General features: G+C 69.5%; 17 protein-coding genes. 9 read left to right on the top strand and 8 right to left on the bottom strand.

Features of this window, described 5'->3' with window-relative positions; genetic code table 11:
• The first annotated feature begins 6 nt into the window (after positions 1 to 6).
• Positions 7 to 1,203: a glycosyltransferase family 4 protein gene (locus VHR41_14210; GenBank protein HEX3235348.1), complete on the top strand. Its 1,197-nt coding sequence runs from the start codon at positions 7 to 9 to the stop codon at positions 1,201 to 1,203.
• A gap of 2 nt (positions 1,204 to 1,205) precedes the next feature.
• Positions 1,206 to 1,853, top strand: coding sequence for a class I SAM-dependent methyltransferase (locus VHR41_14205; protein ID HEX3235347.1), 648 nt, complete (start codon positions 1,206 to 1,208; stop codon positions 1,851 to 1,853).
• Here VHR41_14205 and VHR41_14200 read toward each other — a convergent pair.
• Positions 1,822 to 2,877, bottom strand: coding sequence for a patatin-like phospholipase family protein (locus VHR41_14200; GenBank protein ID HEX3235346.1), 1,056 nt, complete (start codon positions 2,875 to 2,877; stop codon positions 1,822 to 1,824). The two genes, VHR41_14205 and VHR41_14200, sit on opposite strands and share 32 nt — an antisense overlap.
• Before the next feature lie 219 nt (positions 2,878 to 3,096).
• Between VHR41_14200 and VHR41_14195 the strand changes: the two genes are divergently transcribed.
• Entirely contained in the window at positions 3,097 to 4,272 is a 1,176-nt protein-coding gene (locus VHR41_14195; GenBank protein ID HEX3235345.1) for an aminotransferase class V-fold PLP-dependent enzyme, read from the top strand.
• A gap of 14 nt (positions 4,273 to 4,286) precedes the next feature.
• Entirely contained in the window at positions 4,287 to 5,837 is a 1,551-nt protein-coding gene (locus tag VHR41_14190; protein ID HEX3235344.1) for a helicase HerA-like domain-containing protein, read from the top strand.
• 5 nt (positions 5,838 to 5,842) lie between these two features.
• Here the strand turns inward: VHR41_14190 and tyrS are convergent, their stop codons facing one another.
• Positions 5,843 to 7,114: a tyrosine--tRNA ligase gene (gene tyrS, locus VHR41_14185; protein HEX3235343.1), complete on the bottom strand. Its 1,272-nt coding sequence runs from the start codon at positions 7,112 to 7,114 to the stop codon at positions 5,843 to 5,845.
• An 81-nt stretch (positions 7,115 to 7,195) separates the two neighbouring features.
• Here tyrS and VHR41_14180 point away from each other — a divergent pair, with 81 nt between their 5' ends.
• From VHR41_14180 to VHR41_14165, 4 genes are all read left to right on the top strand, one after another.
• Complete coding sequence (locus tag VHR41_14180; GenBank protein HEX3235342.1) at positions 7,196 to 9,499, top strand: PBP1A family penicillin-binding protein; 2,304 nt, start codon at positions 7,196 to 7,198, stop codon at positions 9,497 to 9,499.
• Between the two features lies 1 nt (position 9,500).
• Positions 9,501 to 10,751, top strand: a complete 1,251-nt coding sequence (locus tag VHR41_14175) for an amidohydrolase family protein (GenBank protein HEX3235341.1) — start codon at positions 9,501 to 9,503, stop codon at positions 10,749 to 10,751.
• Positions 10,748 to 11,194 (top strand): arginine repressor, encoded by a 447-nt coding sequence (gene argR / locus VHR41_14170; protein ID HEX3235340.1) that lies wholly within the window; start codon positions 10,748 to 10,750, stop codon positions 11,192 to 11,194. The genes VHR41_14175 and argR overlap by 4 nt, the downstream gene beginning before the upstream one ends.
• A gap of 178 nt (positions 11,195 to 11,372) precedes the next feature.
• The gene (locus VHR41_14165) at positions 11,373 to 11,921 is read left to right on the top strand and encodes an HNH endonuclease (GenBank protein HEX3235339.1); all 549 of its coding nucleotides are present in this window, start codon (positions 11,373 to 11,375) and stop codon (positions 11,919 to 11,921) included.
• Positions 11,922 to 12,020: 99 nt separating this feature from the next.
• Here the strand turns inward: VHR41_14165 and VHR41_14160 are convergent, their stop codons facing one another.
• From VHR41_14160 to VHR41_14135, 6 genes are read right to left on the bottom strand one after another with little or no spacing between them, the layout of a single operon-like run.
• Complete coding sequence (locus tag VHR41_14160; GenBank protein HEX3235338.1) at positions 12,021 to 12,662, bottom strand: DUF4390 domain-containing protein; 642 nt, start codon at positions 12,660 to 12,662, stop codon at positions 12,021 to 12,023.
• A 53-nt stretch (positions 12,663 to 12,715) separates the two neighbouring features.
• Positions 12,716 to 14,446 carry a BamA/TamA family outer membrane protein gene (locus VHR41_14155; GenBank protein HEX3235337.1) on the bottom strand — a complete coding sequence of 577 codons (1,731 nt, stop codon included), beginning with the start codon at positions 14,444 to 14,446 and terminating at the stop codon, positions 12,716 to 12,718.
• 31 nt (positions 14,447 to 14,477) lie between these two features.
• Entirely contained in the window at positions 14,478 to 15,833 is a 1,356-nt protein-coding gene (locus VHR41_14150; GenBank protein HEX3235336.1) for a sigma-54 dependent transcriptional regulator, read from the bottom strand.
• Complete coding sequence (locus tag VHR41_14145; GenBank protein HEX3235335.1) at positions 15,830 to 17,014, bottom strand: ATP-binding protein; 1,185 nt, start codon at positions 17,012 to 17,014, stop codon at positions 15,830 to 15,832. Before VHR41_14145 ends, VHR41_14150 begins: the two co-directional genes overlap by 4 nt.
• Entirely contained in the window at positions 16,975 to 18,216 is a 1,242-nt protein-coding gene (locus VHR41_14140; protein HEX3235334.1) for a VanZ family protein, read from the bottom strand. The genes VHR41_14145 and VHR41_14140 overlap by 40 nt, the downstream gene beginning before the upstream one ends.
• A 20-nt stretch (positions 18,217 to 18,236) precedes the next feature.
• Positions 18,237 to 18,971, bottom strand: coding sequence for a class I SAM-dependent methyltransferase (locus VHR41_14135; GenBank protein ID HEX3235333.1), 735 nt, complete (start codon positions 18,969 to 18,971; stop codon positions 18,237 to 18,239).
• A gap of 93 nt (positions 18,972 to 19,064) precedes the next feature.
• On the opposite strand from VHR41_14135, the gene VHR41_14130 reads away from it, so the two are divergent.
• A complete protein-coding gene (locus VHR41_14130) occupies positions 19,065 to 20,138 on the top strand; it encodes a glycosyltransferase (protein ID HEX3235332.1) in 1,074 nt (357 codons plus the stop codon).
• Positions 20,139 to 20,146: the final 8 nt, after the last annotated feature.

Here is a 20,146-nt window from a genome sequence, read left to right as displayed (position 1 = left end):
CGATATATGGGCACCCACCTGCTCCTCACTTATGACTTCCCGCCGATGAGCGGTGGCATTGCCCGGTGGATGGCCGAGCTCACCAAGCGCTACCCTCCCGGCTCGCTGGTCGTCTCCACCGGACAGCATCCCGACGCGGCGGACATCGACGGGACCTTTCCCAACCGGGTCGACCGCCTGCCGATCCCGGCGCGAAGGCTCCGGACCATACAGGGGATCCTGCTCTGGTCCCGCCGCGCGGCCGTGCTGGCCCGGGCCACCGAGGCGGAATTCATCTGGTGCGGCAACATCAAGCCCGCGGCGTACCCGGCCAAATGGACGATGGAACGGGTGGGTGTTCCCTTCGGCGTGCTGCTCCACGGCGGCGATATCCTGATCCTGCGGCATCAGGTGCATCAATCCTCGGTCAAGCGCCGGACGGCCCGGGCCCTCCTTTCCTCGGCCGCGGTGCTGGTGGCCAATAGTCAGTGGACCCGGGACACCTGCCTCACCCTGTTGAGCGAGCTGGAGCTGGACACTCCGCCCGATCTCGTGCGGGTGGTCGCGCTGGGCGCCGACCAGGCGTTCTTTCGCCCCGGTATCGACACGACGGACGTACGCGCGCGCTATGGCCTCGGACCCGGCCGCTGGCTACTCTCGGTAGCGCGGCTCACCCGGCACAAGGGCATCGACACCGCACTCCAGGCCCTCGCCCGGCTGCGGACCGACTACCCCGACTTGCGCTACGCGGTGGTCGGGGCCGGTGAGGCGCAGGACGCCCTGGAGCAGGAGGCCCGCCAGCTCGGCGTGGCCGACCAGGTCCGCTTCCTCACCGACGTGCCCGACCGCGACCTGCCGGCGCTCTACAACGCCGCCGAGATCTATCTTGGCGTCTCCCGTCTCATGGAGCAGCGGGTGGAGGGATTCGGTATCTCACTCTCGGAAGCCTCAGCCTGCGGGCTGCCGGTGATCGCCGGCCGGAGCGGCGGAATTCCGGAAGGCGTGCGGGACGGTGAGACCGGCCTCCTGGTCGATGCCGAGAGCGCGGAGGCCGTGGCCGCTGCCGTGCGACGGCTGCTGGCAGATCCCGGGCTCCGCGCCCGGCTGGGCACGGCCGGCCGGCGCCTGATCGAGCGGCACTACAACTGGGATCGGGTCACCTCGGAACTCGCGCGGATCGGACACGAGCTCGGCCGGGTGCGCGCGCGGGAGGGCGCCCCCTAGTGGTGAACACCTTGGCGCAACTCGCCGCGGCGGACGAGTACGACCGGCAGTACCGCGAATGGATCGAGCGGCAGGGGCCGCGCGCGTTCGACCTCGACTGGCGACTCACCCATCTCCAGTGGAGCCAGCGGGCGCTCCTGCGGCGCTATCCGCCGGAAGGGAAGCGTGTGCTCGACTTCGGGTGCTTCGATGGGGTGTTCACGCTGCGGCTGCAGCAGCTGGGCGGGGAGGCGGTGGGGTACGACATCTCACCCGCGGCCATCGGCCAGGCCAAGCAGTTTCGCGGGTCCGCGGCACGGCCGGTATTCACCACCATGCCGCCGGGGCCGGGGCAGTTCGATCGGATCTACTGCAGCGAAGTGCTGGAGCAGTTCGAGGACGACTCGGGGCTGATCGGTGAGCTGGTGGGATATCTGGCGGCCGGGGGAGCTGTCGTGGGCACCACGCCGGTGCGCGACACCCGTTCCGATCCTGACCCCAAACGGCTCTACGACGAAGCCCTGTTGCAGCGGGCGCTGGCGCCCTGGGGGAAGGTGCGGGCGCATCGGCATTACCGGAGCCGGCTGCGGAACCTGCTTCCTGTCCGGCGGCGGGGCGACGCGGTGTTCATCTTCGAGGTTACGCCGCTGTCTCCTCGGGCCGTACGCTGATGGCGTCGGTCGGACAGTTGAGCACATAGGCCCCGTCCACGGGCGACCAGGTCTGGACCGGGGTCATCACCTCGGCCTTGCCCCGCTGGTCCAGCCGGAACACCTTGGGCGCCTGCACCACGCAGGCACCGCATCCCACGCAGCGGGCATCGTCCACCAGTACCCGCAGCCGGCGCGTCGGGTGCATGCCGCGCTCGATCAAGTGCAGATCCATATCCAGCTGGTCCAGCGTCTGCGCCGTGGCCCGGTAACCCGCCTCCATCAGCTCCTCGGTCTTGTCGAAGGCAAACATGGAGATGTGCTCGACCCGCGGCTGCACCATCACCAGCGGCGGCCCCGTCCAATCGCGGAGCTGCCCCTCGATCTGCGTCTGCATCACGATCTCCAGCCCGCGGATGTAGGTGGCGGCGAACCCTTGGGTCTCGTGCACGTCGCGCCGGATGCTGGTGGCCGCCACATTGACCGCGACGATCGGTCCCGAGCCGAGGGAGGCGGCCAGGCGGACCGGAAGGTTCTCCACGACCGCGCCGTCCACGTAGGCCCGGCCCTGGATCTGCCGGGGCGGGAAGATCCCGGGCAGCGCGCACGACGCCGCCACCGCGTCGGCCACCCGGGCATCGAGCAGACCCGGGAGGCCCCACATCACCTGCATTCCGGAGTGAAGGTCGGTGGTGTTGACCAGCAGGCGCCGGTTGAGCTGGCGGAAGGTTACTTCTCCGACCAGGCTGGCGATCAGCGCCTCCAGCGGCTCCCGGCGGTAGAGCGAGGGCGCGAGCAGCCGGCGGAGGGCGACGTCGGTATGGGCCACCTGGAACACGTCGCGGCGGCGGATGCCGCGTGCCTTGGCTTCCATTTGGGCGATGGTGGCCCCGGCCGCCCAGGCAGCGCCGATGAGTGACCCGATGCTCGACCCCACCACCAGTCCCGGCACCAGGCCCCGCTCTTCCAGGGCTCTCAGCACGCCGATGTGCGCCAGCCCCTTGAGGCCGCCGCCACTCAGGACCAGGGTGAAGGGTCGATCCACTTTCACTCGCTTGCCTGCGCTGAGGGTCAGTGCGTAACGTTTCATGAGACAAAATTGCAAGAATCATGCGCCGGGCGCTGTGAAGGCGGATGGTGCAAGAGGGTGCGCGACTCCGCTTCTGCGGGGTAACCCACATCACGGAATCGACATGGCCGCAGGGAGGCTGGGTGAGCGGTGGGGCCGGGAGTTGCGAAACGCCCCCCAGCCGGGGCCCGGCCGGTGAGCGCCGACCCGGCGGGCGCCGTCGCGGCGCCGCTCGATGTGGCCGCGCTCCGGGCCGGAGAGTTCCCCTGGACCGGGGAGACGATCTACCTCAACAACGCGAGCGTCGGCCCGCTCCCGGAGCGGTCCCGCCTGGCGCTGGAGGAGTTCAACCGGCGCCGGACGATGCCGTTCCGACTCCCGGATCGTGACCTCTTCGGCACCTTGACCGAGAGCCGCCGCCTGGTGGCGGAGCTCCTCTCGGTGACGCCAGGCGAGATCGGATTGACGGTGAACACCGGGTTCGGCCTCACGGTTGTGGCGCGCGCGCTCCCGCTCCGGCCGGGAGACGTGGTGCTGGTGAGCGATCGCGAGTTCCCGGCCAACGTCTACCCCTGGATGCGCCTGGGCGATGCCGGCGTGACCATGGAGCTGGTGCCGACCACGCCGGAAGGCTGGCCGGATGAGGCCCGTCTGCTGGAACGCCTGCGAGACCCGCGGGTACGGGTGCTGGCGGTCTCGCTGGTGCAGTTCAGCAGCGGTTACCTGGCGGACCTGGCGGCGCTCTCGGAGGCGACCCGCCGGACCGGGGCCTACCTGGTAGTGGATGCGATCCAAGGGCTGGGCCAGGTGCCGGTGGACCTCACGCGCGTCCAGGTCGACGTCCTCGCCTGCGGCGGGCAGAAGTGGTTGCTTTCCCCCTGGGGCTCGGGCTTCGTGTACATCCGGCGGGAGCTGATCCCCACCCTGGATCCGCCGGTGACCGGCTGGATGGCCTTCGAGGGCACCGATGATTTCACCCGGCTCACCCAATACAACCGCACCCTCCGGTCCGATGCCCGGCGGTTCGAGCTGATCACGCTCCCGTACCAGGATTTCGCGGGGATGAATGCGTCGCTGGAGCTGCTCCTGGGGCTGGGCGTCGATCGGATCGCGGAGCATTTGCGGAGACTCCAGGAGCCGCTGGTTCGCTGGGCGGAGCGGGGCGGGGGCCGGATCGTCTCACCGCAGGACGCCCATCGCTCCGGCATCATTGCCGTGGCAACTGGTGTCGTGGAGGAGGCGTTTCGCCGACTCAAATCGGCACGGATCATCTGCAGCCTGCGCGAGGGTGCCATCCGGCTGAGCCCGCACGCGTACAACACGGTGGAGGAGATGGAGCGGGTGGTCGAGGTGCTCGAAGGCAACCACTAACCCAATCTGAGTCTATGGCTTCCTCATTCACAGAAATGCTCGCGGCCGGCTACGCATCCACGGACCCGTCGGTGACTCTTGGCGCCGCGCTCGAGTCCGGTGGCGGGGTCCACCAGGAGCCCAAGGTCAAGATCCCCCTCGCCATGCTCAACCGCCACGGGCTCATTGCCGGAGCCACGGGCACGGGCAAGACCAAAACGCTCCAACTGCTCACCGAGCAGCTCGTGGCGCAGGGGGTGCCCGTTTTTGTTGCCGACATCAAGGGTGACTTGAGCGGGCTGGCAGTGCCGGGGGAGGCGAGTGATCGGATCGCCCAGCGCGCCAAGGACATCGGCTGGACATGGAAGCCAGCCGGCGCGCCGGTCGAGTTCGTAAGCCTCACCGGCGCACTCGGAGTGCAGCTCCGGGCGACCGTCAGCTCGTTCGGCCCGCTGCTCCTGGGGAAGGCGCTCTCGCTCAACGAGACCCAGACCAGCGTCCTTACCATGGTTTTCAAATATTGCGACGACAACCAGCTTCTCTTGCTCGATCTGTCGGACCTGCGGGCCGTACTCCAGTTCCTCTCTTCGGACACGGGCAAGCCGGCGCTGGCTCAGTATGGGGGGATGTCAGGTGCATCGGTGGGGGTGCTGTTGCGCAAGTTGGTGGAGCTCGAATCCCAGGGGGCCGAGAAGTTCTTCGGGGAACCCGAGTTCGATGTGAAGGACATGCTGCACGTCACCTCCGACGGTCGAGGCGTGGTCACTTGTCTGGAGATCTCGGACGTGCAGGACAAGCCGCTGCTCTATTCCACTTTCATCATGTGGCTGCTGGCGGAGTTGTATCACAATCTGCCGGAGGCCGGCGACCTGCCCAAACCGAAGCTGGTCTTTTTCTTCGACGAAGCTCATTTGCTGTTCGCCGACGCTTCAAAGGCCTTCCTCGAACAGGTCCAGCAGGTGGTCCGACTCATCCGGTCGAAAGGCATCGGGGTCTACTTCGTCACCCAGACGCCGAAGGACGTGCCCAGCGAGGTGCTGGCGCAGCTCAGCAACCGGGTCCAGCACGCCCTTCGAGCCCATACGCCGGACGACGAGGTGGCACTCAAGGCGACGGCGCGCACCTTCCCCAAGACCCAATTCTACGATCTCGAGGAGACGCTCACCTCTCTGGGAATCGGCGAAGCCGTGGTCACGGGGCTGGACGCCCGCGGTTCCCCGGGGCCGGTCGTGGCGACTCGGCTCGTCCCCCCAGGGTCACGCATGGCGCCGCTCACGCCCGAGGAGCTGCAGGCGGACATCCGCGAGAGCGATCTGATCCAGGAGTACGGAAAGACCGTGGACCGGGAGAGCGCGCGGGAAATCCTCGCCGCGCGGATGGCGAAGACGGAGCCGCCCGCGACACCGGCTCCGACGTCCTCGCGCGGCGGCTCGGCGGCCAGAACGGTGGCACAGGTCGCGGGCGGGGCGCTCGTGGGGGCCCTCTCCTCCAGCATCGGACGGTCGATCGGGCGCGAGGTGGTGCGCGGTCTGTTCGGCCTGCTGGGCGCGAAGCCGTCCCGCAGCACGACCCGATCGCGCTGGTAGGGGGCCTACGGCTCCAACACCAGCCGCACGTAGTTCTTCTTGCCTTTGCGAAGAATCACGAACTGCTGGCCCGGAGGTCCCTGCAGCGCTTCGTCGCCTAGGGCGAGCTCCAAGTCCTCGATCGGGTGACCGTTGAGGTAGAAGCCCCTCCCCTGAATCCCGCGGCGGGCGTCCGCCTTGGAGCTCGCCAGCCCACTCGCGACGAGCACCTCGATCACCGGCAGCCCGTCCGGCAACTGTGAGCGGGAGACCCGGCGCTCCGGCATGTCTGGCAGGTCTTCCGGCGAGAGCTCGATCCCGCCCGCGCTCCCGCCCCCGAACAGCGCCGCGCTGGTCTGTATCGCCTGCTCGGCCGCGGGGTCGCCGTGCACCGTGGCGGTCACCTCCCGGGCGAGGAGGCGTTGGGCGGCGCGCCGGCCGGGATCGCGGACGTGCTCCTCCATCGCGGCGGCGATCCGCTCCAGCCGAAGAAAGGTGAACAGCTTGAGATAGCGCTCGACGTCGTGGTCGTCGGTGTTGAGCCAGAACTGATAGAAGGCATAGGGCGTGGTCCGCGCCGGATCGAGCCAGACGTTGCCGGCCTCGCTCTTGCCGAACTTGGCCCCGGCCGCGGTGGTCACGAGCGGGAAGACGATCCCGTGCACCTGCCGGTGCTCCCGCTTGTCGACCAGTTGCGCGCCGGCCGTGATGTTGCCCCACTGGTCGCTGCCGCCCATCTGAAGCTCGCAGCCTTCGGTCCGGAACAGGTGCCAGAAGTCGTAGGCCTGCACCAGCATGTAGCTGAATTCGGTGTACGAGATCCCGCTCTCGAGCCGGCTCTGCACCGACTCCTTCTGCAGCATGTAGCTGACGGTGAAGTGCTTGCCGGTATCGCGCAGAAACTCCATGAGCGGGACACCGCGGAGCCACTCCGCGTTGTTGCGCATCCGGACGGCGTTGGCGCCCTCGAAAGCGAGGAAGCGCGAGAGTTGCCGGCCGACTGCCTGGGCGTTGCGGTCGATCTGGTCGAGACCCATGACCGGTCGCTCTTCCCGCTTGCCGCTGGGGTCGCCCACCATGCCGGTGCCGCCCCCGACCAGCGCGATCGGTGTGTGCCCCAGCCGTTGCAGCCAAGCCAGCCCCATCACCGGGACCAGGCTGCCGACGTGCAGCGAGTCGGCGGTCGGATCGAAGCCGACGTAGCCGGTGATTGGGGATGCACGCAGCCGCTCCGCCACGCCCGGGGTGGCGTCCTGCACGAAGCCGCGGGCCTGGAGCAGCTCGAAGAGGTCGGTCATAGGCGCCAATCGTACCCGCTGGAAACGGGCCCCGCAACCGGCTAGCTTGCCTGCATGGCCCGCCGGCTGTCCCTCCCGCGCATGCGCGTTCGGCTCTCGCCCCGCGCACAACGCATCGTTCTGGTCTCGTCTCTCGCGGTCGTCGCGCTGGCCCTCGCCATCCTGCTGGCGGCGTGGACCCGGGCGTGCGCGGGCAACAGTTGCCCCTCCATTGCGGGGCTGGGCGGCTACGATCCGAAGCAGGCTTCCAAGGTGTATGCTGCCGACGGACGGCTGATCACCGATCTCGGCCTGGAGCGCCGCACGGTCGTGCCGCTGGTGGAGATGTCGCCCTACGTGAAGGCGGCGTTCATCACCACCGAGGACAAACGCTTCTACCAGCATCACGGGATCGACTGGGTCCGGGTGCTGGGCGCCATCAAGAACAACGTCTTCAAGTTCCGGGTGGCGGAGGGGTTCTCCACCATCACCATGCAGTTGGCCCGCAATCTCTGGCCGGAGGACATCAGCGGCCGGGACAAGTCGCTGCGGCGGAAGCTGCGGGAAGCGCACGTGGCCCAGGAGATCGAGGCCAAATACTCCAAGGACAAGATCCTGGAGCTCTATCTCAACCAGATCGATCTGGGCAACCGGGCCTACGGCGTGGAGGCGGCGTCCCAGCGCTACTTCGGCAAGTCGGTGCGCGACCTCAACGTGGCCGAGGCGGCGACGCTGGCGGCCATTCCCAAGGCCCCCTCGCGCTACAATCCGCGCAAGAATCCCAATCTCAGCCTGCAGCGCCGCAATACCATTCTGAACCTGCTGCGGGACAACGATCTGCTCTCGCCGGAGGAGGCGGAACGCTGGAAGGCGTATCCGCTCCTCCTTTCCTCCCACTCCGACTACAGCGGGGTCGCGGAGTATTTCGTCGAGCACGTGCGCCGGCAGCTGGACGCCCGGTTCGGCCCGGGGCTCTACCGCGCCGGCTACCGGATCTACACCACGCTCGATCTCGACATTCAGCAAGCCGCCGAGCGCGCGCTCGAGGCCAGGCTGGAGGCGATCGAGAGCGGGGCCGATGGCCCGTTTCCCCATAAGACGTACCGCCAGTACATGGACTCGCGGTCCGAGAGCACCGAGTCCGGCGATCGAACCCCGACGCCATACCTCCAGGGGCTGGTCGTGACGCTCGATGCCAAGACCGGCAACATCCGGGCGATGGTGGGCGGCCGCGACTTCGATGACAGCAAATTCAATCGCGCCACTCAGGCCAGGCGGCAACCCGGGTCCACCTTCAAGCCGCTGGTCTACGCGGCGGCGCTGCAGGCCGGGTATCCGCTCTCCTACGTCATGGTGGATGACCCGCTCAGCGTGGAGATCGACCCCGCCCAGGATCCCTGGACCCCGCAGAACTACGACCTCGAATTCGACGGGCCGATGACGCTCAGGCGGGCGCTCTATCTCTCGCGCAACATCATCGCCATCAAGCTGGGGATGGAGATCGGTCCCGACGCGGTGATCAGCGAGGCCACCAAGTTCGGGATCACCACCCCTATCCGGCCATATCCGTCGATCTACATCGGCTCGGCCGACGTGTATCCGCTGGAGATGATCGCCGCGTACACCGCCTTCGCCAACCTCGGCACCCGCACGCTTCCGAACTCGATCCTTCGGGTGGAGGACCGCAGCGGGAAGATCGTGTGGCAGCCGCCGGTACGGTCGGTCACGGTGATGGACACCGCGCACGCCTGGCTCATGACCGACGTGCTCAGGGACGTGGTCCGCCACGGCACAGCGGTCGGCTCGGTGGGTGCGCGGATCAACTTTCCGGCCGCCGGCAAGACCGGGACGACGAACGATGGCTTCGATGTGTGGTTCATCGGGTTCACCCCGGACCTCGTGACCGGCGTGTGGATCGGCTTCGACCAGCCTCAGAAGATCAAGGGCAACGCGCAAGGCGGCGTGCTCGCGGCGCCGGCGTGGACGGCGATGATGCGCGAGGTCTACGAACGGCGTGAGCTCCCGGCGGCCTGGCCCCGGCCGGACGGCCTCACGGCACTCGACATCGACAAGACCACCGGCTACAAGGCGACGCCGTTCTGCCCCAAGGACGTGCACTACATCGAATCGTTCATTCCCGGTACCGAGCCGACCCAGTTCTGTCCCATCCACTCGCCGTTCGGGGCGGTCGGCAGCACCACGGGCCCGCTGGGTGGGACGGCTCCGGCCGCGCCGCCGCCGGTCACCCCTGCGCCGGGTGCGCCGCCGCCGGGAACACCGCTGCAGCCAGGCGCTGGGTCGCCCAAGCCGGGCGGCGGCACGCCGACGCCCTCGCGGCCGGGTACCGCTGCCCCGCCCCCGGGCGCCATGGGGGGCGCGGGACCTCCCGGGTCGCAGCCCCACTAGGATGCCGGCCCGCCGGCTGGTGGCCCGGTGGGTCATTCCCGTCGAAGGCCGCCCGATCGAGCGCGGCGCGGTGCTCATCGGAGCCGACGGCCGGGTGATCGCGGTGGGCCCCGACGACGTGGTGCCTCGTCCCGGAAACAGCGCAGCCGAGACGTACGAGCGTGGCCTGCTGCTCCCCGGCCTGATCAATACGCACACGCACCTGGAGCTCACCGATCTCCAGGGCGAGCCGCCCGAGCCCGATTTCGCCGCCTGGATCCGCGGTGTCCGCCAGCGGAAAGCCAGCCGCGCTCCCGAGTCGATTTTGGCAGCGGCCCGGGCCGGACTCTCGGCATCGCACGCGTCGGGCGTTACGACCATCGCGGATACCGGGGACTCGGGCTCCGTCATCCGCGCGCTCGCCGAGGCGGGCGGGTCCGGCGTGGCGTACCAGGAGGTCTTCGGTCCGCATCCGGAGCAGCTGGGCGAGAGCCTGACCGGACTCCAGCGCCAGGTAGAATCACTGGGGGCGTTCGCAACCGGGCGGGTGCGCATCGGAGTCTCGCCTCATGCGCCCTACACGGTGAGCGGCCCGCTCTACGGCGCGGTGGCCGGATGGGCCAGGCTGGAGGGACTCCCCCTGGCCACGCACATCGCCGAGTCGCGGGCCGAGAGCCAGCTGCTCGCCACGGGAGAGGGCGCGTTCGCCGAGGCGTGGAGAGGGCGGGGGATCCCGAACCCGGTGCCGCTCGGCTGTACCCCGGTAGAATGGCTCGAGCGCCACGGCGTGCTTTCCGAGCGGACGCTCTGTATCCACGTGGTGCAGGCCGGCGCAGACGATCTCGACCGGCTGGCCCGCGCGGGAGCGGCCATCGCGCACTGCCCGCTCTCCAACCAGAGCCACGGGCATGGCGCGGCGCCACTCGCGGGGTTTCTCCACCGGGGCCTGCGCGTCGGACTCGGCACCGACTCGGTGCTCAGCGTGGGGACGCCGGATCTCCTGGCGGAAGCCCGTGCCGCCCGCGCGCTCGCGGGGCTCGATGCGCCGAGCGCGCTGGCGCTCTGCACGTTGGAAGCGGCTCGGGCGCTGGGACTCGACAGCGAGACCGGGAGCCTCCGGGAAGGGAAGTGGGGCGATTGCGTCGTGCTGCGGCCGCCCGACGGCGGGGCTGCTCTCCCGCCCGAAGAGCAGGTGCTTGCGAGCGGACCGGCTGACGTGTTGGCCACCTATGTGGGAGGACGGGACGTGTATCGAGCCGGTGGGCCGGTATGAAGATCCAGCGCCATGCCGCGATCCTGCGCGTCGTGCGGGAGCGCCGCATCGAGAGTCAGGACGAGCTGCGCGGGGCACTCGCGTCCGAAGGGTTCATCGTGACCCAGGCCACGCTCTCGCGCGACATCCGCGAGCTGGGCCTGGCCAAGCTCGCCGATCCCCAGGGCGGGGCGTTCTACACCCACCCGCACCGGGCGGCGGTGCGGCCCGATCTGGCCCAGGTGCTGCCCGCACTGCTGGTGAGCGTGGACGGCGTGGGGCCGCTGCTGGTCCTCAAGACCGCGAGCGGCTCCGCCGGCGCCATCACCGAGGCCCTCGATCAGACCGGGTGGTCCGAAGTCATCGGCACCATCGCGGGGGACGACACCGTGCTGGTCATCACCCGGAGCCAGAAGCAGCGCGAATCGATCGCGTCGAGAATTCAGGCGATCGTCAAGAAATGAGTCGGCCGAAGCGGGTGCCGGACCGGTTTCCCTTGCTCCGGTTGCGGGCGCACATTACGATTCTGCAGCGGTAACAACCGATCTCCCAGTCGGTTCCCCTCCCGTCGGACCCGTCCAACGTTGGGCGAGCAAGGCGGGACACGTGCATCCTCTACCCGTTTCGCAGTGGAGACGTCGCGTGCGGTGTCTCGCGTTGAACGCGTCCTTCGAGCCGCTGACGATGGTCCCGGTCCGGCGCGCGTTGCGCCTGGTGATCGAGGGCAAGGCGGAGATCGTCGAGTCCGACGCGAACGACTACGTTCGAAGTGAACGCCTCACGCTGCCCAAACCTGCCATCATCCGGCTCGTCAAGTTCGTCCACGTTCCCCGCCGCTTCCGCCGCCAAGTCACCAACACCTTCCTCTTCGCCCGCGATGGATACCGCTGCCAGTACTGCCATCGCGGCCAGATCGAGCTGCGGCATCGGGAGTGCCTGACCCGGGATCACCTGATCCCGCTCTCGCGGGGCGGCGACAACGAGTGGAGCAACGTGGTGACCGCCTGCAGCGCCTGCAACACCCGCAAGGGGAACCACCTGCCGCAGGAGTGCGGGATGCACCCGCTGGTGGTGCCGCGGGAGCCGCACTTCGTGCATCTCTCGTGGGCGGTCCGCCGTCTCTCGGCCGCGCAGGCCAAGTACATCAAGCTGTTCTACGGCGAGGAGGCGCTCCGGGCGCTGGGAGGATAGGGTCGCAAGGTGGGGCAAGGTGGGGCAGCGTGAGGCAAGGGTGGGGAACGAGGGCCGCTCACCACTTTGCCTTACTCTGCCCCACCTTGCCCCACCCTGTCACCTCACCACGAATGCCTCGCTCCGCCCCTCCAGCCTGAGCGCCGGCAGCCCGGCCAGCCGTAAGAGAAAACGGGTCGCTCCTCGGCCCAGTGCGTCGCCCACCCGCTCCTTGCCCTGGGCTACATCGCCCACATCCCCCTCCAGGAACCGCTGCAGCTCGTCCAGGTCCGAGTCGGACAGCGTGGAGATCTGCAGCGCCGCGGCGAAGTAGTAGCGGCCGGGCTGTGCCGGCTGCACGTTCACGCGGTAGGCGAACTCCAGCGCCGCACTCAAGGCGTCGAGCGTAGCGTAGCGCCGCTCGCGCGCGCGCGCGCCCACGATGGTCAGCAGAGTGTACTGGTCCAGCAGCGGCTCATGATGGACCACGACGTCCCATTCCGCCTGCCGCTCGAAGGTGTCGAACCAGCCCTCCCGCGAACGCCAGACCTCCACCCGGTAGTGCAGCCGCACCGGCAGTCCCGAGCGCAGCGCCGAGAGCCAGCGGCCATCCGCCAGCAAATTCTGCGAACGGACGATCGGCGCCCGCGCGCCCGCGACCGTCGAGTCCGGCGCCAGCCGCACCTGGAGGTGGACGGCTCCCGGCGCTTGGGCCTGCGCCGTCCCGCCCGCGGCCAGCGCGAGGAGCAGGCCTGTGGCCACCGCTCGCACCCGCGGCGCGAACCGTCGGCGGAGGTGTCCGGCGGTGGGGGGCACTAGAACCGGCGCTGGAGACGGACGAGGAGCCGAACCGGCTCGCCTTGGGAGAGACTCTTCGCCAGATACACGGCGATCTCGCCGGCATCGAGACCGGCGCCGACGTCGAGCTTCCACTCGTCGAACGACGGGATCCGGTTGACCGGCACCTGGCCCGGCCCGTCTCCCGCGAGCCACGCCTTGCCCGCATCGGTCAGGAAGACGAGATCGGCTTCCTCGATCCCGACGAACCGACCCGACGGGCTGCCATCCCGATCACGCACCCGGTACCCCAGGTTGAGGCCCAATCGAGTACGCACCTCGACCTGGGCGGCGATCATCCGGTCGCACAGCGCCGGATCGGATGCGTCGGCGAATCCCCGGGGCGCGCAGGTGAAGGCCCGGAAATCGTAGCCGGGGAGGAGGTCGGGTCCGCCCAGCGAGACCCGCCGCTGCACTGGCAGCCGGTCGCCGCCCACCCAGCCGTCGGCCTTGAGGCGAGCGTTGACCCTGAGCGATGGGGTCAGCCGGGAATAGCGCCTGAGATCGATCGCGAGCCGGTCGAAGGCGTAGCCTCCGCCCGTCGGCGGCGACGGCCGGACCTCCTGGGGCAGCGTGACCGGGGCGATGTCGTCGCTGGTCGAGTGCTCGAAGCGGGCGCGCAGCAGCCAGCCGGTACTCGGGAGATCCCGGGAATTCCGGGTATCCAGGTCCAGCTGGAGCCCGCTGCTGAAGTAGTGGCCGTCGTCGACCAACGGATTCCGGCGCCAGCGGTCGCTGTTCCTGAGGAGTGACCAGGGATCGGTGGCGCGCACCGAGCGCTCCCGGTCCCGCCGGAGCGACAGTTCCAGCCGGACCGGCCGCCACGGCTGGACCCAGACGGCGCCGCCCCCGCCGATACGCTCGTAGTAATCGCGGTAATCCCGCTGCAGCAGAAACGCCGACCAGCCGTTCTCGTTGGCCGAGAGGGGCTGGTCCTCGATCGCGTCCACCTCGCTGTACACCCGGCCGGCGATGCCGATCGTGGGAAGTCGAAGCTCGGCGCGGGTGGTGTACCCGAAATCGCTGGTCAGTCCGGAGCCGCCCCCGGCGGTTCGCAGAACCCCCCGCAGGTCCAGCCGGGCGACCGATCGGGCGGTGGGACGCAGCTCGAAGAGTGGCCCGAAGACGATAGGCAGTCCCTCGATCCGGTCGTACGTCCCGCCGGTGGCGAGGAACAGCGTCGTGCGCACCTTGCCCGTCTGGAAGCTGGTCCTGGCGGCGGCCAGCTCGCCCAGCGGGCGGTGCCGCTCCCGCAGCGCGAGCATGCCGCCGGGAAGCCGGAGCACCGGTGCCGCGTCCCAGAACACCCGCTCGCGACCCTCATGGTGGGCTCCCGCACTGCGGATGAGCCGGCCCCCGACCACCAGGATCTCGCCATCCACTTCGGCGCCGGGAAGCAGGTAGAGGGTGCCGTTGGCCACCGCGATCGACCCCGTCACCCGGCCCGCAATCCGGAGCGATCCCCGGTACTGCGCCAGTTTTCCCTGGAACGTGGTGCCCGGCGGGAAAGCCACGTCGCCCGACATCCGCGTGGTCGCGGAATCGTTGAAGAAGGCGATCAGCTCGGCCACGATGTCGGCGGGCGGGCCGCCCCGGATCACGGTGGAGTCGCCCGGCGGGGCATCGGGGTCGATGACGATGACGCTGTCCTGCGCCCGAACGGTGGTCGCGCCGAGCAGGAGGAGGAGGCCGCCGACGAGCACTCGCATGCGGGTCTCGGGAGTGGAAGAGGAGATCGGACTACTGGCGGTCGAGGCCCAGGCGGCGCATCCGGCGGTAAAGGTTGGCCCGGTCGGTCTGCAGCGCCCGCGCCGCCTCGGCCACGTTGCCTTCGGCCTGCGCCAGCGCCGCGCCGATGACTCTGCGCTCGAAGTCGTCCAGCGCCTCGTTCAACGGCCGGCCCGGCGAGGGCAGTGACAGGACCGGGGCGGGACCCCCTCGCAGGACCTGGCGAACCGCCGTGTCGTCGACCATCGGGCCGCTCAAAATGGTCAGTCGCTCCACCAGGTTGGCCAGCTCACGGATGTTGCCCGGCCAGGCATACGATGCCAGGGCCTCCAGCGCGGCTGGCGTGAAGGTGGCGGCGTAGCGTGGGCGCACCCGCTCGCTCAAGTGGGCCACCAGCGCCGGCAGATCCTCCAGCCGCTCCCTGAGCGGCGGGAGGTGCAACGGGAAGACGTTGAGACGGAAGAAGAGATCCTCCCGGAATCGGCCTTCCTGGACCTCATCCTCCAGCCTGCGATTGGTGGCCGCCACTACCCGCACGTCCACCCGTTGCGAGCGCTCCGCCCCTATGCGCTGCAGCTCCCCGGTCTCCAGCGTGCGGAGTAGCTTGGCCTGGGCCTCACCGCTCAGGTCGCCTACTTCATCGAGAAAGAGCGTGCCCTCGTGGGCCAGCTCGAACCGGCCGAGTCGCCGCTCGGTGGCGCCGGTGAAGGAGCCGCGCTCGTGCCCGAACATCTCGGACTCGACCAGGTCGCGGGGTATTGCCGCGCAGTTCACGGTGACGAACGCCCGCGCCGACCGACGGCTGGCCGCATGAATCGCAGCGGCCACCAGCTCTTTGCCGGTGCCCGACTCGCCGGTGACGAGTACCCGCGCCTCGGTGGGCGCCACCCGCGCGATGAGGGCGCGCACCTCCCGCATGGCCGCGCTGTCGCCGATGAGCGTGCCCCGGCGCGCCAGCTCCGCGTGCAACGCGCGATTCTCCGCGCGGGTGCGGTTGAGCTCCAGCGCAGCCCGCACCGTCACCAGGACTGATTCCGGAGTGAGCGGCTTCTCCAGGAACTGGAACGCCCCCTGCTTGACCGCGCGCACGGCATCGGTGAGCTGGGCCTTCCCGCTCATCATGATGACGGGTGTTCCCAGGCCCCGCTCCCTGATCCGGACCAGGGTCTCCAGCCCGTCCGGGCCGGGCGGCATCAGCAGGTCGAGCACGATGACGTCGGGGTCGACGTCATCGAGCTGCAGCAGCGCCGCGTTGCCATTGGGAGCCTCCGCGACGGTGAATCCCTCCTCCCGCAACAGGGCCGCGAGCATCCGCCGGATGTTGGACTCGTCGTCGACCAGGAGCACCTGTGCCGGCGCGCTGCTCATCGGCCGGCCAGCAGAATCACGAAGCTCGCGCCGCCGCCGGCCGTGGGCTCCACCGCGATGCTGCCGGCGTGCATCTCCACCGTCTGCTTGGCCAGTGCCAGCCCCAGCCCGGTGCCACCATCCTTGGCGGTGAAGTACGGATCGAAGATGCGGGCTGCCAGCTCCGGCGGGATGCCGGGGCCGTGATCGCGAATGATCACCCGCGCCCGGCCATCGGCCAGGGCCTCGGAGGAGATCTCGATCTCTCCCTTCCCGTCGCACGCTTCCACCGCATTCCGCAGGATGTTGCTGAAGGCGCGCCGGAGCGGGTCGTAGTGGCCCAGCAGCGTGGGCGTGCTGGGCGCGAGCACCAGGCGGGCAGTCACGCCCGTGGGCAGCGTGGAGCGCGCCAGCTCGGACAGGAGCTCCGGCAGGTCCACCGGCGCGGCTGGGCCTTCCGGCAGGCGGCCGAACTCGGTGAACTCACGGGCCAGCTGCTCCAGCCGCCCGGATTCCGCCACCAGGACTTCGATGGCGTCCTGCTGGCCCGAGGCCGCCGTGCGCGACAGCTGCGAGACGGCCAGGCGGATCGGCGTGAGCGGGTTTCGCATCTCGTGCGCCACCCGCCGGGCGGTCTCCCGAAAGGCACGCAGCCGTTCACTCTCGATCTCCTGGGCTCGTGCTCGCTCCAGAGTGTCGGCCATCTCGCGGAGCGCCGTCCGGAGCGCGGCGAACTCGGGGGCGCCGCGACGCGGGCGGTCTGCCGGCAGCGGCTCCATACGGCGGATGTTTCCGGTCCACCCGATCAACTCCTCGATCGGCCGGCCGAGCTGGCGGGAGAGATGCCCCCCGAGGCGAACCGACGCATAGAGGAACGCGGCTCCCACCAGCAGCACCACCAGCGCGAGCCCGGCCGAGTAATAGCGGTCGAACGTCGCGGCCCGCTGAAACCGGGCCAACGCCGCGTTGAGCTTGGTGGCGTGGTCCGCCAGCGCTCGTCGTTCGGCGGGGCGCAGGCGAGTGGAATCGAGCGTCTGCAGGAGCGTGCGCCCCGAGGTGCCGACCGCTTCGAGCGCACGGCCCGGACCCGCGGGGGCGGTGGAGCGAATGGTCAGCCCCCAGCCCACGATCGCCACGGCGGTGGGGACCGCGCCGAGGAGGATCAGGATGAGGAGAATGCGCCGATGGAAGGTGAGTCGCATCGATCTGGAAGATAAGCCGCGCGCCGGGAGCAGGCCCACCCGAGCACCTGGCCCGCGGTGGCGGCGGCCCACTCCGACCAGTGCACCGGTGGATAGCCGGCGAGCCGCGGGAGCAGCGCGAGCCCCAGGAACAGGGTGCCGGCCATCCATGCGAGCGACACGCTGAGCGGCAGCCCCACGCGGGCCCACCAGAGTCCGAGCGGGAGCATGAAGCCGGCGAGCCAGAGCCCGGTCAGCAGATGGACCTCGGGTCCGAACGCGTAATCGAACGGGAGCACGAGACTCCAGCTGAAGGATGGGCTCAACTGTAAGCTCCAGCTGCGACCGCCACCGTACGACGAGCTCAGGCGAACCGTCCGCTGCGCAACCTCGGCCGTGAGCTCGAGCGGCACTCCAGACTCGCTCGGGAGGGCGTCGTCCAGTCGTATCGCCACCGGCCGGAAGTTGAGCGGTGTGGCCTGCCATGCGCCCTCGAAGACGAGGTCGTGCCCCGACTGGCTGAGCGCCAGGACCTCATTTCCTGGATGCCAGAGGATGAGAATCGGGCGCCAGTCCGAGGCAGGGAGTCCGGTCAGAACCGACACCCGGAGCCGCATCGTCCCGGCCCGCATCGGGGCCGGCAGCTGGGATCCAGCCGGCAGATGCCCCGGCGGGAGCGGAACGTCTTCCAGCGATGCCGCGGTCACTTTGCCGCCGAAGGGAGGATGCGGCGGCCGCTCCCGCGCCCACTGCACCAGGAATGGTCCGCCCGGTGCCCAGGGGCGCAGAGCCAGAGCCGTGACTCCGCTGACGCCGAGCCATACCGCGGTCCAGGCGAGGGCGAATCGCCGGGCAGCGGGAGCGCTCGGTCGAAACACGGTATCGATGTGGCCTGCCAGCAGCGCCCCCAGCGTTCCGCCCAGCGTATTGGTGAGGATATCGCTCAAGCTGCTGTCCCTGCCGGTCACCACGGTGTACTGGAGGAACTCCACCAGTGCCGTCAGCAGAAAGGACGCCAGGATGACCCGCTTGGTTGCGATGCCCGACAGCCTGAGGCCGAAGGCGAAAGGAATGAAGAGGAGGATGTTCAGCACCACGTCCACCCCTCCCCGCTGGCCGCAGACCAGACAGAGGAACGGGGTGGCGGCGGAGCTCGCTGCCTGCTCCGGGATGGGGATGAGCGTGACCACAAGGATCACGACCAGCCCGCCCAGCGCCAGCATGGAGGCAATCCGGCGGGCGATCACTTCAGACGATCGGCGCGGACGATGACGGGCGATCCCAGGATCCGGCGCAGTCCGGTGAGCCGGCCGGGAAGCTCCAGCGCCCGGGCCAGCGCCGCCCGTCCGACCGCCCGGTGGAGCACCATCGGCAGGAGAAACTGAGGTCGCTCCTGTCGCACCTCGAACCCATGCGCCGCGAAGGCCGCGCGGACGGCGGCGGGCTGGAACACGGCATATGGTCTGGTATCTCGCTCGATCCGGTGCTTCAGTCCAAAGAGGCGGTCGGCGATGATGTTGACGCTTCGGCTGGAGGGGTAGTCCACCACCACCGCCTGCCCGGCCACCCGGCACAGCTCGGACACGAGCGTGGTCCACGCGACGCTGTGGGGCAGCAGGCGAAAGCAGAGCACTGCGTCGAACGCCCGGGCCGCATAGGGCAGCGCGCCAAGGTTTACCACCTCGAAGCGAAGGTGCGGGTGCTCCCGCCACGGGGTCAGCCGGGCAGCGCACGATGGTTCACTCGCGGCCACCCGTACGTCGAAACCGGCGCCCAGCAGCGGCCCGGTGAGCTGCGCGTGACCGCCCCCGACGTCGAGCACCGACGCACCCGCCGGCAGGTCCCGGAGCAGGTCCAGCGTGATCCGCGCCTGCAGATCGAGGAACCACCGGCCAACGCTGCCGGAAAACCGGCGGGCGTATTCCTCCGACGATGTCTCGATGTCGGCGTCTTCCCGGCCGGGCCCACGCTGGTTCACAGGTTGCGTCCTCATGGCCGGAGAAGGTAGTACCGCTTCCGAGCGGCCGTCCACCGCTCTGGTGAGGCGATCCGGCGGCAGTTACACTCCGGCGTGCCCCGACCTCCGCGAGACACCCACGACGGTCCTCGAGTCCTCGCGTGGCCCGGCCTCGGCGCGCGCACCAAAAACCCCTATACCTGGCTCCTCTATTCTCAGCTTGCGTCGCTGGGGGTGCGAGTGGAGGAATTCACCGTCGCGCGTGCCCTCCGCGGCGGATACGATGTCTTTCACGTCCACTGGCCCGACAAGGCACTCACGGCCGGGCCCTGGGTGGTGTCGGCAGCAGGCGCGGCTGCGGCGCTGGCGTGCCTGGATGCGGCGCACCGCCACGGCGCGCGTGTCGTGTGGACCGCTCACAATGCCCATCCCCACGAGTCGCGGCACCCACGCCTGGAACGGTGGTTCTGGGGGGCTTTCGTGCGGCGAGTGGATGCCGTAGTCCATCCCAGCGTCGCAGGGCAGGAGGCAGTGGAGGCGCGTTATCCGGCGCTTGCCGCCCGTCCGCACGCGGTCGTGCCGCTCGGGCACTATCGCGGCTCGTATCCCGATGCCGTGTCCCGGGAGGAAGCGCGCGCCTCGCTGGACATCCCACCCGGCACACGGGTGATGACCTATTTCGGGCTGCTGCGGCCGTACAAGAACGTGCCTCAGCTGATTCGTACGGCGGGCGAGCTGTTCGCCCGGACCGGTGACGTGACACTGCTGGTGGTGGGGGCGCCGCTCACATCGACGATCGCCGAGGAGGTTCGGGCTGCAGCCGGCGGCGACCCCCGCGTGCGACTGGTGCTCGAGCACGTGCCGGAGATCGATGTGCAGCGCTATCTGCGGGCGGCCGACCTCGTCGTGCTCCCCTTCAGGGAGATCACCAACTCCGGAAGCGCTTTGCTGGCACTCTCGTTCGACCGGCCGGTCCTGGTGCCCTCCCGGGGAGCCATGGGCGAGCTCCAGGCTATCGCCGGCCACGACTGGGTGCGGACCTATGAGGGTGACCTGACGCCGCAGATCCTTGCGACCGCGCTGGACTGGGCGACGCATCGGGTGCCGGACGCATCCCCCCGACTGGACGCGCTGGAGTGGCCGGAGATCGCTCGACAGACGCTCGCGTTGTACCTGGCCCCGAGCTAGTCACCCGG

It is taken from the genome of Gemmatimonadales bacterium, from assembly GCA_036265815.1.
Lineage (GTDB): Bacteria > Gemmatimonadota > Gemmatimonadetes > Gemmatimonadales > GWC2-71-9 > CAVVWJ01.
This window is presented reverse-complemented; position numbering and strand designations above follow the sequence as displayed.